Source organism: Soonwooa sp., from assembly GCF_030151385.1.
GTDB lineage: Bacteria > Bacteroidota > Bacteroidia > Flavobacteriales > Weeksellaceae > Soonwooa.
The window spans coordinates 79556-98067 of record NZ_JASLDS010000046.1 but is presented as its reverse complement, the minus strand read 5'-3'; the positions used below and the strand labels follow the sequence as shown (position 1 = coordinate 98067).

The following is an 18512-nucleotide window of genomic DNA, read 5'->3' as shown; positions in this document are numbered from 1 at the left end:
CAGCTTTTTTGTTTTATAAAAATGTAAATTTTTTTAAATTAAAAATACGCTTTTAGTCGTGGGTTAGATTGTCCGTAGCTTACTATTTTAACATCTAAAGCAGTGTTTTTAAATTTGTGAATTGCTTTTTGCATGGATTCTAAAATCCAAACTTCTTCATTTCCAAAGGCACCGCCACCAACTAAGGTGAGATAAACTAAGTTGGAGTGATTATTTTTCAAATTTATTAAAGCAGCATAAAGTGTTGCTTCGTACAATGCTTCGAGAATGATTCTAGCAAAAGCTTCCCAATGATGAGACGCTACAGGACTGTAAGCTACAGGTAGGGCAGAGCAAAATATTTGCGATACCAAATGCTTGGTTTCCGAAACCGTCACCTCGGTATTCCATTGTATGCCGACTTTTAGCTTTGCTTTTAGGTTTTCGCGATCGATATCATTAAGCTTTGCAAGCTTTTCATTAATTATTGAAAGCTCATTTTGGCTAGCTAAAGCATAACCGTTTTTCATCTCCCAAAGCTTAAGATGTTCATTTTCCAAAGCTTTTCCAATTAAGTCTAGACAGTCAATTTGGTTGTTTTCGGTTTGTCCAATTTTTCCATTGACTTCTACAAAATAATTTCTATAGATTGTGCCTGCACCACAAGACATTGCACAAATAGGACCTTGCGTTCTGTCGAATTCATATTGGTCTATTCCTGATTCGGGTGTGACTCTAGGATTTATCATTTCCAATAAGTTAAATTGTGAAGCTACCTGAAATAGGGCATTGGCATTTGCTTCGTCGATGTGTAGTTTCTGTACATCGGCGACAATTTCGCTTACTTTAATCTTACTATTGAAATTGTTAAGTTCGGGATTGTTAAGTCGCAAATCTCCCAATGTTGGTATGTCTAAACTTCCAAATTTTAGTTTTTGAAAGTTAGCGGAGCTGATGAAATAATCATCTTCGATAGTCAGGTTTTGTCTAACATTTTCGGGGGATTTTTCTTGAAAACCAGTTAGTTTTTCGAACCACATGTATTTGAGTTTTTTAATAAAGTTTTAAATCAGTTTTCATGATGAAGGTAAAGTATCTAATCTTTTTAAGCGATAATAAATTTAGAAATGAGCATCATCATGATTCCAAAAAATCAATATATTGAATTTTTCTGATAAACTTTTTTAAAACTTTAAATCTTTTTTTTCGGAGATTCCTCGTAGCTCTGAAATCAAAGATTCGGCGCAGCTAATGATGGCGTGGTTGAATTAGTATTATTAAATATTACCCATTTTTACTTTATTAAATAACGTCAGCTTGAGATAAATCAACAAGGCGTCACTTTGAGTAAAAATCTGAAAGATTTTGTATCGAGAAGTCTTTAAAAGAAGTTCTCGATACAGTTTTCTTCGAAAATAACTCAAACTAAAGCTAGTTTTATTATCCCTAACTCAGGTTAAATGCTTTTGTGGTTTAGAATTTTACTAAAACTTAAAACAATCTTTCGTGGAAATCTTCTATTTTGCCAACTTCTTCGATTTTGATACCGAATTTACGTTTCGGCAGTTTATTAAGGTTAGAGACAAATATCTTTTCGTAGCCTAATTTTTCAGCTTCCGTAATACGTTGTTCTGCTTGCGGAATTGGACGGATTTCACCACTCAATCCAATTTCCCCTGCAAAACAATACTTCTCCGAAATCGCAAAATCTTCGTTAGACGAAAGAATCGATGCAACAACAGCCAAATCCAAAGCAGGATCGTCTGTTTTTATTCCGCCTGTGATATTTAGGAAAACGTCTTTTGCTCCCAATTGAAAGCCTGCACGTTTTTCTAAAACGGCTAAAAGCATATTCAACCTTTTAGAGTCAAATCCTGTCGAACTACGTTGTGGTGTACCATAAACGGCAGTACTCACCAAAGCCTGAATTTCCAACAACATCGGGCGATTTCCTTCTAAAGTGACGGCTACAGCATTGCCAGAAAGTTCTTCAAATTTTTTGGTGATTAGTATTTCGGATGGGTTTTTTATTTCTTTTAGACCTTGCGAAATCATTTCGTAAATTCCGATTTCTGCAGTTGAGCCAAAACGGTTTTTGTTGGCGCGTAACAAGCGGAAAAGATGATTTCTGTCGCCATCAAAATTGAGGACAACATCGACCATGTGTTCTAGAACTTTTGGCCCTGCAATTTGTCCATCTTTGGTAATATGACCTACAAGAAATACTGGCGTGCTGGTCTCTTTCGCGAATTTTATGATTTCGCCAGAGCATTCTCGGATTTGAGAAACTGTTCCTGGCGAGCTTTCTATCAAACTAGAATGTAACGTCTGGATAGAGTCGATGATGATGAAATCTGGTTTCAGCTTTTTGGCTTCGTGCAGGATTTTGTCCACCGAAGTTTCTGTGAAAAGGTAACATTCTGGGTTTTGTAAATCGGTTAATCGGTCTGCGCGCATTTTTATTTGTGATGCACTTTCTTCTCCCGAAACATAAAATACTTTTTTGCGCATCTTCAAGGCTAATTGTAGCAACAAAGTCGATTTTCCGATGCCTGGTTCGCCACCGATTAAGGTAACGGAGCCTAATACAATTCCACCACCGAGAACGCGATTGAGCTCTTCGCTTGGTGTTGCAATGCGAGGTTCTTCCTGCGCATTAACCTCGATAATGTTGATGATATGTTGCTTTTTGTCGCCAGAATAGTTTTTGGAAGTCGATGTTTTTTCGACCACTTCTTCTACGAGTGTATTCCATTCACCACAGTTAGTGCATTGTCCAAGCCATTTTGGGAATTGGCTTCCACAGTTTTGACAGAAGTAGACGGTTTTGAGTTTTGCCATTCTGCTAATTTCTTGATTTTTTTTGAAAAATCCACGGCTTTTGAAAACTGATAAAATTCAATTTTTGAGTTTTTGGAAATGTTAGTGCTTTTGAAGAGGTATTTTCAATTAATTGTAGAAGGTTAAATAATTATCCCTCACTTCTAGCCCCGATGGAAGCGGCATCCTTTGGGGCGAGGTGAGGTGGCGGAGCGGAGCGGAGCCATCCGAGCCTCGCACTAAAGATACAGCGGACAGCGGGAATAGCTCCAAATAAAAAACCGCTGCCAGAAGCAACGGTTTGTAAAATATAGTTTCGAAAGATTTCTACTTTTTGATGAATTTTTGAGTAGAAGTTTCTTCGCCATTTGTCATTTGGATGATGTAATTACCAACTGGCAATGACTGAACTTGGATGTTATTTTCCTTAGTTTTACCTGACATTACTGCTTGTCCTGCAGTGTTAATCACTTGGTAACTAATTTCGCCAGATTTCTTAGTCTGGATGTTAAGCACATCTTTAACTGGGTTAGGGAAGACGCTGAAAGCATTGTTTTTATTAATATCTGCTACAGCTAATTTGTCAACAACTTTTACCGAATAGTCTTCAACTTGCCCATAAGGGAAGGTTTCGCAGGCTGTCGGGATACCATTCCATTTTAGAGATACTCTCATTCTTACATTTTTGTTAAGAACAGCGTTTGCAGGAACAGTAATGTTTCCAACAACTGGATTGGTTTTAGTAGGTTGTTGTGTCAATACTACTTCGTTAGCATCATCGAAAGAACCATTATTGTTCCAATCGATAAATACTGCATAACCTTCTTCATAAGAAGCAGACGACCATTTTGGTGTGATTCTTATTTCGTAAGTTTTTCCAGCTTCTAATGTCGTCGAAATACTTGTGAAATCTTCGTAACCTACTTTTGCTGTACTCGTGTTGTCAATGGTATTAAATTGTACACGATTGATGATTTCGTCCGTTGCAGAATTCCCTTGAGAAGCACAGTATACTAATTCGTCAGTTGTAGTAACTTTTGCAACATTACTCGCTTCTGACATATTTCCATAAGCATCTAAGGCTTTTACAGTAAAGTTATAAGTTGTTAATTGTGTTAAACCTTTTACATCAAAAGTTAGAGCAGTTGTTGTTCTACCAATTTCGGTTCCATCTTTGTAAATAATGTAGCCTTCCATTGCATTGTCATCTGTAGATGCTCCCCAACTTAATTTTGCTGAATTGCCTTTAATGTTGCTTGCTGTTAAGTTAGTAGGAATTGTCGGTGGCGTCGTATCTGGCGTTGTAAGATACTTAACGCCAACACCTACTGCAAAAAATGCATTTTGAACCGCAATCATTTCAGGCGAATTTACGCCGTAAAGTGCTTTTGCCACTTCGATAGCATAGTCGCGCGCATTCTTATAATTTGAGTTTGCTGTTAGGTATTCGGTTTCTAATTTGTAAACAAGTTTTTCTGCTTTTTCCCAACCAATTCCAGTAACATCATAAGAGTTACCAAGATCATTAGTACCTGTTTTGCCCATTACTAAGATGTAGAACCAATGGTTAAGGACACCACTATTGTAATGTACACCACAATTGTCATTGATTTGACTATTAGGAACTGCACATTCTTCAACAGAAGAAGGGTACCAGTTAGTGCCTCTGTAAGTATCTGGTTGCGCAGTAAGTCCTGTTTTTGGAGTTATCATTGATCTTAAATAATTTGGCGCTATTTTTACAATATCTTCACCAATTAAGAACGCTTGTTTCTCTGGAGCATATTTGTGCTCGATAATTGCACCCCAAATGTCTGATAAACCTTCATTAAGAGCACCTGATTCTCTTTGGTAGGCAAGATTTGCTGACTCTTGACATACGCCATGGCCAAGCTCATGAGCTGTCACATCAAAAGCAGTAAGCGGTTTGAATCTAGTTGCGCCGTCGCCATAAATCATTTCTGTACCAGTCCAGCCAGCATTTTCGTATGATGTGCTATAATGAACATAGCTACGCAAAGCTGTGCCTGCGTTATCATAGCTGTTACGCCCAAAAGTATCTTTAAAGTAATCGTATGTTTTTGAAACTCCCCAATGAGCATCTAAAGCTGCATTATCAAAAGCTGCGTTGTCAAACTCCGCCGCAGTCCAATTGTTATCATCATCTACAAAATCTAAAGTTGTGCTAGTAGTTGCTGTTTTTTTAGCATTTTTGGTAAGGATACCATTTCCGCGAGAATAATCAGTAAGCACATATTTTCCACTATTAGTACCACTTGTTAATAAGGTCGTATCAATGCTACGCTCTCCACTATATCTTGTTGCCGCAGTACCTGCTACAAATAATGCCTCTTGTGTATAAGCTGTATTAAGCGTGATGGGTTGCTCGAAGTTAATATTGTTAGTAGGGAAATTATCATTCATCTTAGCATGCTTCATAATCGCATCATAAGCTAATATTTTACCATCATTTGCGTCAACAAATACCCAACCTCTGCTAATAGGGGCAGATGCATAGATGTCAAACTTGTAAGCCAGGATTAACTTATATCCTCCATCCGCTGTTGCAATTGGTAAAAGCACCTTGTCTCCTGCTGGTTTAGCATAACCAAAAGATTTGGTGTACCCTGCATCTTCCCACATATAAGAAGTTGCATTGACATATTTTTTAGCCTTGCTAAATGCTTGTTCAGCGGTGATTGAAGCTTGGTTTTGTACAGCGTCAGTTTTGAAAATCTCACCATTCATTGCTGTTAACATTGCATTTTTGTAATGCAAGTTGTATACACCGTATTCTACTGGAATCCCTTCAAAATACATTTGGTATTTTTCATTTTTGAATTTTCCAGTGTTGTCAACTTCACTTTTTATAAGTTTCATTTCTGTCTTAGGTGACAGACCAAGATATTCTTGAAAAATATTCTGTGAAGATAAAGAAGATAGATTATTACTAGGAGCAAAGCTTATCAAGCTAGGAGTTCCATTTTCGTGTAATACTTTGTTGCTAATCTGGTTTTGTGCAGTCAAATTACCTGACAAAAACAAAACACCTATAAATCCTAAACTAAGTAGATTTTTTCTCATTATAAATTTATTAAATGCGATTTTTATGTGGCGCTAATTTAACGAAAAATTATGATTTATATCATATTTGGATTTTGTTTTTATTGATTTTTTTTATCGGTTTTCGATTATTTATGCATTTTGTTTATTGATAATGTTGTTTAATGTCGAAATTGATTAATGATTTTAATTTTTTTTGATTGATGCTTTGAAATTTAATTTTTGCAATGAAGTTATTAATTATTTAATGTTTATTAGGGAATTTTATTTCGTTCAAGTCGTTATTTATGTAGCATTAAACTAAATAAAAACAAAATGAAGAAATTAAATTTTGTACTTGTATTAGGATTGGGTTTAATTTTTAGCAATGTATACAGCCAAAATCTTGGCGGAATCCTAAACGATGCTGCTGGTATGGCAAGTAAAGCAGGTGGTAATGCTGGTACAGCAGGTGACATCACTGAGGAGAATGGAAATGTACACGTGGAAGGTGTTGGTTACAAAAAAACTTTTAGCCTTTCTGGAGGAACTTTGCGTGTCGATGGAACAAGTAACGTCATTACGATTAATGGTTTTGCTTCCAAAATTATTGTGGAAGGCGCTGGGAATACGGTATATGTTGATAAGGTAAATAATGTATTAATTAGTGGTTCTAGTTCTAAAGTCTATTACAGAACGACAGATAATAAGTCCAAACGTCCCGATGCGAAAGTTGAGGGACCTGGCGCTGGTGTCATCAAACAGAAATAATTTTTGGTAACAAAAAACTCCTTTCAAGTTTTTGAAAGGAGTTTTTGTTTATGAATAATTCAGATTATTTCTTTACGGGAATGTTCTGCAAAATCTCTTGTAGATATTTCCAAAACTTTTGAACTGAAGAAATGCATGCTCTTTCGTCTGGTGAGTGCGCTCCTTTAATAGTTGGTCCAAAACTTACCATTTCCATTTTTGGATAATTGGTACCGATAATTCCACATTCTAATCCAGCGTGACAAGCGACAACCACTGGTTTTTCGCCAAAATCCTTTTCGTAAAGATTGGTCATAATCTGGATGATTTCGGCGCCTGGATTTGGTTTCCAGCCAGGATAGCTTCCTGTCAATTCAGTTTTGATACCATTGCTTTCGAATGAAGAAATTAGCTGTTGTGCAACTTCAATTTTAGTAGATTCTACAGAAGATCTCGTTAGGTTTAAGATTTTAACCGAACCATCTTTAACCTCAACTCTCGCTACATTGTTAGAGGCTTCCACCAAGCCTTCAACATCTGGACTCATTCGGAAAACACCATTGTGCGCGGCATTGATAGCGTATACCACTTTTTTTGAATCCTCGATATTTAGAGCTTTGTCTGCTGTAGACGATTTCTCAATTGTAATCGCTAGATCTTTTTCGATTTTAGCAAATTCTTCAAGAATGCTTGCTTTAAGGTCGGAAGTTGCTTTTTCAAAATCTGCTGCATTTGTAACAGAAACCAAAGCTTTCGCCTCTCTAGGAATCGCATTTCTCAAGCCGCCACCATCGATATTAATAATTTGAATATCATTGTTTAATCCTTCAAATAAGAATCTCCCTAAGATTTTGTTAGCGTTTCCAAAACCTTTATGGATATCCATTCCAGAATGTCCACCTTGTAAACCTTTAATCTGAATAGAATATACATCAGCTTTTGCATCAACAGTCCCAAAATTAGCCGTCGCTGTTACATCGACACCTCCAGCACATCCGATATCAATTTCGTCATCTTCTTCTGTGTCAAGATTTAGTAAAATATCGCCGTGCAAAAGTCCACCTTTAAGACCAAGTGCGCCTGTCATCCCTGTTTCTTCATCAATCGTGAAAAGCGCTTCCATAGCAGGATGCGGAATGTCGTTGCTTTCCAAAATCGTCATAATAGTTGCAACACCTAGACCATTGTCAGCACCTAAAGTCGTTCCTTTAGCTCTCACCCAATCGCCATCGACATACATCTGGATGCCTTGCGTGTCAAAGTCAAAATCGACATCGCTGTTTTTTTGACAAACCATATCAAGGTGAGATTGTAATACAATTGGTTGACGGTTTTCCATACCAGCTGTTGCTGCTTTGCGGATAATAACATTGCCAACTTCATCAACGTGGGTGTCAAGACCTAGGTCTTCACCAAATTTTTTAATGAAAGCAATCACACGTTCTTCCTTTTTTGATGGACGTGGTACTGCGTTAAGCAATGCGAAATTCTTCCAAATATTTTTTGGTTCTAATTGAGAATATTCCATATTGTTTTAATTCTTATTTATTAATGGCAAGTTACTAATAATTGGAGTTTTTCTAAAATATTTAAGCTTTAAATATTATAGGATTGAATATTAATTGCGCGAAGAATTTGTAATTTTGTGGGTTCAATTTTTAAACATGACTCGATTATTTCGACAAATAATCTCTTTTATACGATTTGATGCGACACATGCCGAAAAAATCTATTTGGTAAAATGTGTTTTGGGCGCTTTGATTTGCTATTCGTTTTACTTTTTGTTACCACAGTATCCTTTGTATTGGGCAGTCGTATCAACTGTTTTGGTTTTTACACCAGAGAATAATAACCAATTGGCTTTTGATAGAATAAAATGTAATATGCTAGGCGGCGGAATAGGGATGTTGTTGTACTTTGTCCCTTTGCCAAACATGCTTTTGTTAGGACTAGGAATCGCCTTAACAATTGTCATCGGTTTGGCTTTAAGATTTGACAAAACAATTCGGACCGCTTTGGCTGCAGTTGTTATCGTTTTGGTAGAAGAGAGTAGTCACAAAGATTGGACAGTTGCCATCGAAAGAATTGTCTGTGTGGTTATTGGTTGTACGGTAGCGTTGCTAATTACGTTTTTGTTTTCGAATGCTAAAAAAATGATGGATTAGAATTAAGCTTTTCAATAAAAGATAAAAAGCCTTTTCCATAGCGAAAAGGCTTTTATTATTTTAGTCTTTGTCTGTAAGTCGTTTGTCAGGAATAATCCACATTAAGGCAACGATATAGTAAAATACCAAAGCAACATAAGGTTCAAAAAATGAAGCTGCTATACCTAAAATATAGACTACAATTGAAATTTTCTCCTTGTTGCCTGCACCAATTGCCTTTGCAAAATCCGAATCTTGACCTTCGTTTTTCGCTATAAAATAAGAGAGGATGCCATACGCAACACCATTAAACATCAGGATAATACCATAAAGAATCGTTGTGTTTTTCTGAAACTGATGTTCTCCCATCCAAGCCGTAGAAAAAGGTGTAATAGATAATGTGAACAAAAAGAAGAGATTGCTCCACATAATGTTTCCATTAATTGTATTGGTTTTGTTAAGTAAATGATGGTGGTTATTCCAATAGATACCAACATATAGGAAACTCAAAATATAGCTAACAAATTTTGGCGCTAAAGCACGAATTCCCGACCAATCAGGTGTGTTGGGAACTTGTAGAGACATAACCATGATGGTGATAATAACAGCAATAACGCCATCGCTAAAGGCTTCTAGTCGGGAAGTGGTCATTCAAAAATTTTTATAAAGTTAGTTTTTTGCAAATTAAATGTTTTTCTTGAAGACTTAAAAATTGATTAAAACTTTGAGACTATCAAGTGGTACAATCCAATCGTTATTCTTAGGGTTAACTAGATTATAGTCTAAAGTCGAACCGAAATCACTACAAAAATTAAGTGAGAGTATACAAATTCAAAATAGTAAAATACTTTTCAAAATTAAAATTTAATCTAAAATAATAAAAAAACGCTTCCAATTGAGAAGCGTTTTATATTTTAAAAAAGAATGAGATTAATCTTCAAGCATATTGTCTCTGGTATTTTTCTGTACAGCAATTGCTCCGAATAATGCCAAAAGAAATGCAAAAGCATAGAAACCTTTTTCGCTTGGGAGAATTGTCGCATTCCATAAGCCGATTGCCAAAAGGACAATAGATGACAGTGTTGCGAACCAACAAATTCCATAATAGATGTCCGTTACTTTGATGTTTTCTAGACGGTCTCTCACAGCTTTTTGCAAAGAAACTACTGCAAATAAACCATAAAGAAGTATTGTAAAATAATAACCTTTTTCGTTTAGTTCCATTTCGGCTCTTGTTAATCCCACGATAAAGCCGATCATTCCTGCACCCAAGGCAACCCACGATGCTGCGACGAAGGCATTTGATACCTTTTGTTTTTTCATAATTCTGTTTTTTAACTTAAATCAAAAATATAGTTTTTTTTAACATAGAAAAACTATTTGATAAAAAAAATCCCGTTCCAAAGCTTGAAACGGGATAAATATTTGAATTTATGATAATCTATTTAACAATTATCTTTTGCGAAAATTGTTCTGACGGGATATTGATGTAATAAATACCTTTTGCTAAATTTTTAAGTGAGATTTTTGCATTTTGGTATTTCTCTTTTTTTACAAGTTTTCCTTGCATATCATATATTTCGAATTCGGTCGCGGTTTTTACGTTGTCAAGGATTACATAATCGCTAGCTGGGTTAGGATATATTTTGATTTTTTTGTTCTGCACTTCATCGGTTGCTAAGGCGCAATTAGGATCATAATTATCTCCTGTTATTGTCCAGCCTTTTGTATTGATGAGATAATTTCTAGCATTAACAGCTTCTTGTGATGAATAGATTGTATTAGTATTATCTGTAAATTCTAGATTATTAGGTGTATTAGAATTATTGGCCCAACCTATTAATGTCTTGTCATAATTTTGACAAGATAAATTTGTATTTTGGAATATTCCGTCTATCGTCACAATGCTTTTTAGGTTCCAGTTTCCAATATCTTGATTAAAATTATATGCACGACTAAACATAAAATTCATATTTTCCACCTTCGAAGTGTCCCAATTACCAATGTTTTGATTGAAAGCTGTTGATACATAGAACATAATCGCCATATTTTTAACATTAGAAGTATCCCACTTCCCAATATTTTGATTGAAAGCAGAAGCTAAAGAAAACATACCATTCATATTAGTAACTTTAGAAGTATTCCAATTCCCAATATCTCGATTAAATTTAGATGCGTAATTGAACATATTGTTCATATCAGTAACATTAGAGGTATCCCAATTTCCAATATCTTGATTGAAGGCGGAAGCTCTATAAAACATATATGACATATCCGTGACATTTGAGGTATTCCAATTTCCAATATTTTGATTAAAAACAGAAGCATTGTAAAACATCAAGTGCATTTTTATAACGTTGGAAGTGTTCCAATTGCCGATATTCTGATTAAAAACAGATGCTTCGTAAAACATATTATTCATATCGGTAACATTAGAAGTATCCCAATTTCCAATATTTTGATTAAAAGCAGAAGCATTGTAAAACATTCGTGACATATTCTTGACATTGTAGGTATTCCAATTTCCAATATCTTGATTGAAGGCGGAAGCTGAATAAAACATAGCATTCATTGTAGTAACTTTCGAAGTGTCCCAATTCCCAATATTTTTGTTGAAAGCAGATGCCTTAAAAAACATTAGTGACATATCCGTGACATTGGAGGTGTTCCAATTTCCAATATTTTGGTTAAATGAAGTAGCATTATTGAACGCAAATTGCATATTTGTAACTTTAGAAGTGTTCCAACTACCAATATCTTGATTAAATTTATCTGCTAAAAAGAACATTTTATGCATATCTGTAACTTTGGAAGTATCCCAACTACCAATATCTTGATTAAAGTTATACGCAGAAGAGAACATCTCAGACATATCTGTAACTTTGGAAGTATCCCAACTACCAATATTCTTATTAAAGTATGTGTTCATAAACATTTTACTCATATTAGTAACATTAGAAGTGTCCCAACTACCAATATCTTGATTAAAATAATATGCGCCATTAAACATGGAATCCATATTTGTGATGGTCGATGTATTCCAGAGTTCAAAAGATTTATTTGCTTTAAGATTCCCACATACAGAGAACATTCCCTGCATACTATTAGTTAAGGACAAATTCGGAATATCCGTAGCAGTCACATCCATATTTTTGGCGCCATAAAAGGCTTTTTCCATACTTTGCCATTTAATATTTCCCCATTGTTTTAACTCTAATAATTTTTCATAATCACCCATAGTACTTTCAATGCTTGAAAAAGTACCATTACCATTGCTTACTTTTAGAATATACTGTGCGTTCCATGTTGCGCCGATTCCAAAATTAATTAATATAGGGGTGGATATCGTATTCGTTACATTCAACAAAGTACCATTATGAGAAGCATTCCCTATTTCCTCCCAATAAATATTATAATTATTTCCTGCTCCAGGAAAATAGATTTCGTTAAGGGAACTCTTAGGCAAGCCTGGGATTGTACTTGAAGGATTACTAGGCTTCCAAACTGTAATAAACTCATTCTGTGCAAAAGTGAATATGCATAACAGCGTTAATAAAAAAGTAAATTTAATTTTCATAAAAATGTTTTTGCAAAAATAAAAAAAATCCCGTTCCAAATTTTGAAACGGGATTTTGATATTTTAAGAACTAAGAAATTTTAGTATCTGTAATATTCTGGTTTGAAAGGACCTTCAACTGGAACACCGATATAATCAGCTTGTGCAGGAGAAAGAGTTTCTAACTCAACGCTTAGTTTCTTAAGGTGCAAAGCAGCTACTTTTTCATCTAAATGTTTTGGTAACATATAAACTTCGTTTTTGTAGTTTGCAGAGTTGTTCCACAATTCAATTTGAGCCAAAGTTTGGTTAGAGAACGAGTTCGACATTACGAAAGATGGGTGACCAGTAGCACATCCAAGATTTACTAGACGACCTTCAGCCAAGATGATGATTTCTTTACCATCGATAGTATAGATATCAACTTGAGGTTTAACTTCAGTTTTTGTTGAACCATAGTTTTCGTTTAACCAAGCCATATCGATTTCGTTGTCGAAGTGTCCGATGTTACAAACAATCGCTTTATCTTTCATTTTCTTAAAATGCTCAGGTCTTACGATGTTGAAGTTACCAGTTGTAGTAATAATGATGTCTGCATTGTCAACAACAGTATCTAATCTTTTTACTTCGTAACCGTCCATAGCTGCTTGAAGCGCACAAATTGGGTCGATTTCCGTAACAGTAACGATAGAACCAGCTCCTCTGAAAGATGCTGCAGTACCTTTACCAACGTCTCCATAACCACAAACAACCACTCTTTTACCAGCTAACATTACGTCAGTTGCTCTTCTTACTGCATCAACAGCAGATTCTTTACAACCGTATTTGTTATCGAATTTAGACTTAGTAACTGAATCATTTACGTTGATTGCAGGCATTACTAAAGTTCCGTTTTTCATTCTTTCGTACAATCTGTGAACACCAGTTGTTGTTTCTTCAGAAAGTCCTTTGATATCTTTTGTGAATTCTGGATATCTATCAAATACCATATTTGTTAAATCTCCACCATCATCCAAAATCATATTTAATGGTTTTCTATCTTCACCGAAGAACAAAGTTTGCTCAATACACCAATCGAATTCCTCTTCGTTAAGACCTTTCCATGCATAAACGGGAATTCCAGCAGCAGCAATTGCAGCAGCAGCGTGATCCTGAGTTGAGAAGATATTACAAGAAGACCAAGTAACCTCTGCTCCAAGAGCTACCAAAGTTTCGATCAAAACTGCGGTTTGGATTGTCATGTGAAGACATCCTGCAATTCTAGCACCTTTTAATGGTTGAGATGGTCCGTATTCTTCACGAATCGCCATCAAACCTGGCATTTCAGCTTCTGCTAAAGTAATTTCTTTTCTTCCCCATTCTGCTAGAGAAATATCCTTAACCTTGTAAGGAACATATTGTGTTGTTGTATCCATAAATACAGATTTGTTTTTGAATTAATTTTCGATGCAAAAATACGATTAAAAATTTAGATAATAAAAAAAAGCGGAAACGCTTTCTAAGTCAGAAATTCTTCTATCGAAGTGAGCGTTTCGCGCTGATTCATCCCAAAGGATGAGGTGAGAGAAATGTGTATTTTTTACTTCCAACCACCGCCAAGACTTTTGTAAATGTCTACGACAGTACTTAGTTGTTGTTGTTTGGCATCGATAAGCTCCATTTTAGAATCCAAAGCATCTCTTTGGTTCATCAAAACTTCAAGATAATCGGCTCTCATATTTCGGAAAAGTTGATTGGCAATGCCGATACTTTCGTCTAAAGATTTAACTTCTTGGGATTTAAGATCATAATATTGATCGATGTTTTTGACTTTTGACATCAGATTGGCAACATCCAGATAAGCCATCAAAATCGTTTTGTCATATTCGTACAAAGCTTGGATTTGCTTGGCATCCGCAGTTTGAAAGTTTGCTTTTATCGCACTTTTGTTGATAAGTGGACCAGCCAAATCGCCAGCAAGATTGTAAGCCAAAGATTGAGGCATCTTCACTAAATAAGATGGTTTAAAAGCTTCCAATCCCAAAGTTGCCGAAATTGCTAAACTTGGATAAAACTCTTTACGAGCTGCTTCGACATCGAGTTGTGCTGCTTTTAATTCTAGCTCAGCTTGTTTGATGTCGGGACGATTCGACAAAAGTTGAGACGGAATTCCAGTGTACACCGTTTGTGGCATGGTTGTCATAAAACTTTCCTTGCTTCTTACAATCGGTTGTGGATAACGTCCGAGCAAAGCATTGATTTCGTTTTCCTTTTCGGTAATCTGTTGTTTGATGGTAAACTCCGTTGCCTTGGATTTTGCTAATTCGGCTTCGAATTTTTTTACCGCCAATTCCGTTGCAGCTGCAGCTTGTTTTTGGATTTTTGCTATTTCTAAAGCTTTTTTCTGAAGTTCAATATATTGTTGAATAATATCCAACTGATTATCCAAAGCCAAAAGCTCATAATAATTATCAGCAACTTCCGCAATAAGGCTTGACAAAACAAAATTCTTTCCTTCCACTGTCGCCAAATAATGCGAAACAGCAGATTCTTTTTCGGTTCTAAGTTTTTTCCAAATGTCAAGTTCCCAATTTGCGGTAAAACCAGCATTAAAGTTTCCAAGCGGATCAGGCATTTCTTTGCCAGGTTTTATCTCTGTTGAAGCATTACCGGCACCTGCAGAAGTGTAGCGACCAGCTTTATCAACGCTTGCACCAATACCAGCGCCAACAGTTGGACTTAATTGACCTTTTTTTGCAAGAACATTACTTTTTGCGATTTCAATTTCTTGAAGTGTAATGAGTAGCTCCTGATTGTTTTTAAGCGATTCTTCAATGAGATTAACCAAATTTGGATCTGTAAAAAACTGGCGCCAAGGTGTCATTCCGCTGTTGGTTGACATATCTTGGGAAGCTTGTTTATCTGCAAAATTCGTAGGTAGAGTGTCTTTAACTCGATCCTGAACTTTGGTTGCCATAGGCGCTTTGCAACTTGCAAGAAGTAGCGCAGCACCTAGGCTTAATATTATTTTATTGTTGATTACGGTCTTCATATTTTCCATCATGTTTGTAAGGTTCTGTTTGTTCAGTTAACGGATTTTCTTCTTCATAATAAGAAAGTTTCGTTTTCTCAGATAATAAACCAAATATGTAATATAAGCCTGGGATAACTATCAATCCGAAAATGGTTCCAATTAACATACCGCCAGCTGCTGCAGTACCAATTGTTCTGTTACCATTTGCACCAGGTCCAGAGGCGACAACCAAAGGAAGTAGACCAGCAATAAATGCGAAAGATGTCATCAAAATTGGTCGGAAACGAATTGTAGCTCCTATAATCGCTGCTTTGGCGACTGGCATGTTTTCTTCGTTTTTCTTTAAGATTGCAAATTCTACAATCAAAACGGCATTTTTACCAAGAAGACCAATGAGCATTACCATTGCAACTTGTGCGTAAATATTGTTCTCTAAGCCTAAAAGTTTTAAACATAAAAAAGCACCAAAAATACCCACAGGAAGTGACAAGATTACTGGCAAAGGCAGAACAAAACTTTCGTACTGTGCAGATAGAATTAAGTAAACAAATCCTAAACAAATTAAGAAAATGTAAACTGCTTCGTTACCTCTTGACACTTCGTCTTTAGAAATTCCCGCCCAATCGATAGCAAAACCACGAGGAAGCGTTTTATCAGCAACTTCTTGGATTGCCGCAATCGCTTGCCCAGAACTGTATCCTGGCGCAGGTGTACCACTTACTTGCGAAGAGTTATACATGTTATGTCTTGTAATTTCGGATAGACCATATACTTTTTCCATTTTCATAAAGTCGGAATAAGGAACCATTTGGTCTTTATCATTTTTAACATAAAGTTTAAGAATGTCCGTTGGCAAAGCTCTGTATTGCGGGCCAGCCTGTACAATAACTTTGTAAGGTCTATCAAATCTGATGAAACTCGTTTCGTAATCTGATCCAACCAAAGTCGATAAGTTATCCATCGCCTTCTGGATAGAAACGCCTTTTTGCTCTGCCAAATCATTGTCGATTTTCAACATATATTGAGGAAAACTCGCAGAATAGAATGTAAAGGCAGAGCCCAATTCTGGACGTTTTTGTAATTCTTTTACAAAATCATTACTCACTTGCTCCATTTTATGATAATCGCCATTTCCTGTTTTGTCAAGAAGGCGAAGTTCAAAACCGCCTGCTGCACCATAACCAGGAATTGATGGCGGTTGGAAAAATTCGACATTGGCACCTGCAATGTCTTTAGATTTTTGTTCTAATTTTTCGATAATTTCGGCGGCGGTTTCTTTTCGTTCATCCCAAGGTTTTAGGTTAATCAAACAAGTTCCGGAGTTAGATCCTGTACCTTCACTCAAGATTTCGTAACCTGCAAGCGAAGAAACCGATTGGACGCCTTCAATTTTTTCTGCTTCTTTTTGAAGTTGAAGTGCCACTTGATTGGTTCTTTCTAGCGTAGAGCCAGGTGGTGTTTGGATAATCGCATAAATCATCCCTTGGTCTTCGGTAGGTACAAATCCAGATGGTATATTATTGCTAAGTAAATAAGTCCCAAGACAGAATAATAACAAAACTGGTAGCGTAAAGAATTTTTTAGTAACTGTTTTGTTTAAAAGCCCTTCATACTTAGTTTGACCTTTAGTAAAGAGGCTATTAAACTTGTCCAAGAAATTGTTAACGATACTTTTCTTTCTTTTCCCGTGATTATTTTTTAGAATTAAAGCACAAAGCGCTGGTGTTAAAGTTAATGCAACAGTACCAGAAAGGATAATTGCCGATGCCATTGTAATGGAAAACTGACGGTAAAAAATTCCCACAGGTCCACTCATAAAGGCAACAGGAATAAACACCGATGCCATAACCAAAGTGATTGCGATAATAGCACCGCTAATTTCGTGCATCGCTTCCTCAGTCGCTTTTAACGGCGAAAGTTCTTTTTCCTCCATCTTGGCGTGGACGGCTTCGATGACGACAATGGCATCATCGACGACGACTCCAATTGCCATTACGAGGGCAAAAAGCGAAATCATATTTAAAGTAATCCCGAATGCGGACATCACTGCGAATGTTCCGATTAGAGAAACAGGCACCGCAATGGTCGGAATTAAAGTTGAACGCCAATCTCCTAAGAATAAAAACACAACAATCGCTACCAAGATAAAGGCTTCGAAAAGTGTATGCACAACTTTCTCAATCGATGCATCTAAGAATCTTGACACATCATAACTAAGTTCGTAATGCATGCCTTTTGGAAAATTGTGTTTTTGCAAATCTTCCATTAAGACTTTTATGTTTTTGATAACTTCCGAAGCGTTAGAACCATAAGATTGCTTAACAGTGATTGCCGCTGATGGTTTGCCGTGAAGCGTGGAGTAGATGTCGTACATTGTACTTCCAAACTCAATATCTGCAACATCTTTTAATCTTACAAATTGACCATCAGGAGAAGATTTAAGAATAATGTTTCCGTATTCTTTTTCATTGTTGTAACGACCTGGATACTTTAAAATATACTCAAAAGATTGAGAGCGTTTTCCCGAACTTTCCCCAGTTTTTCCTGGCGAAGCTTCAATACTTTGCGCTTGTAAGGCGTCCATAACTTCATCTGCCGAGATGTTGTAAGACGTCATACGGTCTGGTTTTAGCCAAATACGCATCGCATATTCTCTAGTACCAAGGATGTCGACATCACCAACACCTTTTATCCTTTTTAATTCAGATAAAATGTTGATGTCAGCATAGTTAAATAAGAATTTTTGGTTGGACTTTGGATCATCACTGTACAAGTTGATGTACATTAGCATATTGGGTTCTTCACGCGTAATTTTCACCCCTTCTCTTACAACCAAAGGCGGTAATTTGTTAATCGCTGAGGAAATATGGTTCTGGACATTAACTGCCGCAACATTGGGATCGGTTCCTAAATCAAATACAACTTGTATTTGCGCTTCACCGTCGTTACCAGCATTTGACGCCATATACTTCATCCCAGGAACACCATTGATGGAACGTTCCAATGGAATAATTACGGATTTTATCAACAACTCGTTATTGGCACCAGGATAATCTGCTGTAATATTTACTTTGGGAGGCGAGATCGATGGGAACTGCGTTACAGGCAGCGACGTTAACGAAAGTATCCCTAAGAATACAATGATTAACGATATAACGATAGACAGAACGGGTCTGCGTATGAATTTCTTAAACATTTTTTTAGTTTG

At 36.2% G+C, this 18512-nt stretch carries 12 protein-coding genes; 2 read left to right on the top strand and 10 right to left on the bottom strand.

What is annotated here, in order from left to right:
- Window positions 1-38 precede the first annotated feature (38 nt).
- From Q1V95_RS08600 to Q1V95_RS08590, 3 genes are all read right to left on the bottom strand, one after another.
- Window positions 39-1019 carry a hypothetical protein gene (locus Q1V95_RS08600; protein ID WP_300672735.1) on the bottom strand — a complete coding sequence of 327 codons (981 nt, stop codon included), beginning with the start codon at window positions 1017-1019 and terminating at the stop codon, window positions 39-41.
- A gap of 451 nt (window positions 1020-1470) precedes the next feature.
- Entirely contained in the window at window positions 1471-2820 is a 1350-nt protein-coding gene (gene radA, locus Q1V95_RS08595; protein WP_300672733.1) for a DNA repair protein RadA, read from the bottom strand.
- Window positions 2821-3126: 306 nt separating this feature from the next.
- A complete protein-coding gene (locus tag Q1V95_RS08590) occupies window positions 3127-5883 on the bottom strand; it encodes a M4 family metallopeptidase (RefSeq protein ID WP_300672731.1) in 2757 nt (918 codons plus the stop codon).
- A 294-nt stretch (window positions 5884-6177) separates the two neighbouring features.
- On the opposite strand from Q1V95_RS08590, the gene Q1V95_RS08585 reads away from it, so the two are divergent.
- A complete protein-coding gene (locus tag Q1V95_RS08585) occupies window positions 6178-6612 on the top strand; it encodes a DUF3060 domain-containing protein (RefSeq protein WP_300672730.1) in 435 nt (144 codons plus the stop codon).
- Window positions 6613-6676: 64 nt separating this feature from the next.
- On the opposite strand, the gene Q1V95_RS08580 is transcribed toward Q1V95_RS08585, so the two are convergent.
- The gene (locus tag Q1V95_RS08580) at window positions 6677-8119 is read right to left on the bottom strand and encodes an aminoacyl-histidine dipeptidase (protein ID WP_300672728.1); all 1443 of its coding nucleotides are present in this window, start codon (window positions 8117-8119) and stop codon (window positions 6677-6679) included.
- Between the two features lie 136 nt (window positions 8120-8255).
- Here Q1V95_RS08580 and Q1V95_RS08575 point away from each other — a divergent pair, with 136 nt between their 5' ends.
- Window positions 8256-8756 (top strand): FUSC family protein, encoded by a 501-nt coding sequence (locus Q1V95_RS08575; RefSeq protein WP_300672726.1) that lies wholly within the window; start codon window positions 8256-8258, stop codon window positions 8754-8756.
- A gap of 60 nt (window positions 8757-8816) precedes the next feature.
- On the opposite strand, the gene Q1V95_RS08570 is transcribed toward Q1V95_RS08575, so the two are convergent.
- From Q1V95_RS08570 to Q1V95_RS08545, 6 genes are all read right to left on the bottom strand, one after another.
- Complete coding sequence (locus tag Q1V95_RS08570; protein ID WP_300672724.1) at window positions 8817-9386, bottom strand: TMEM175 family protein; 570 nt, start codon at window positions 9384-9386, stop codon at window positions 8817-8819.
- 279 nt (window positions 9387-9665) lie between these two features.
- A complete protein-coding gene (gene yiaA / locus Q1V95_RS08565) occupies window positions 9666-10058 on the bottom strand; it encodes an inner membrane protein YiaA (protein WP_300672723.1) in 393 nt (130 codons plus the stop codon).
- Window positions 10059-10176: 118 nt separating this feature from the next.
- Window positions 10177-12312, bottom strand: a complete 2136-nt coding sequence (locus Q1V95_RS08560; protein ID WP_300672721.1) for a BspA family leucine-rich repeat surface protein — start codon at window positions 12310-12312, stop codon at window positions 10177-10179.
- An 80-nt stretch (window positions 12313-12392) separates the two neighbouring features.
- Window positions 12393-13706 (bottom strand): adenosylhomocysteinase, encoded by a 1314-nt coding sequence (gene ahcY / locus Q1V95_RS08555; RefSeq protein WP_300672719.1) that lies wholly within the window; start codon window positions 13704-13706, stop codon window positions 12393-12395.
- A gap of 164 nt (window positions 13707-13870) precedes the next feature.
- Complete coding sequence (locus Q1V95_RS08550; RefSeq protein ID WP_300672808.1) at window positions 13871-15322, bottom strand: efflux transporter outer membrane subunit; 1452 nt, start codon at window positions 15320-15322, stop codon at window positions 13871-13873.
- Window positions 15300-18500: an efflux RND transporter permease subunit gene (locus tag Q1V95_RS08545; protein ID WP_300672717.1), complete on the bottom strand. Its 3201-nt coding sequence runs from the start codon at window positions 18498-18500 to the stop codon at window positions 15300-15302. Before Q1V95_RS08545 ends, Q1V95_RS08550 begins: the two co-directional genes overlap by 23 nt.
- Window positions 18501-18512: the final 12 nt, after the last annotated feature.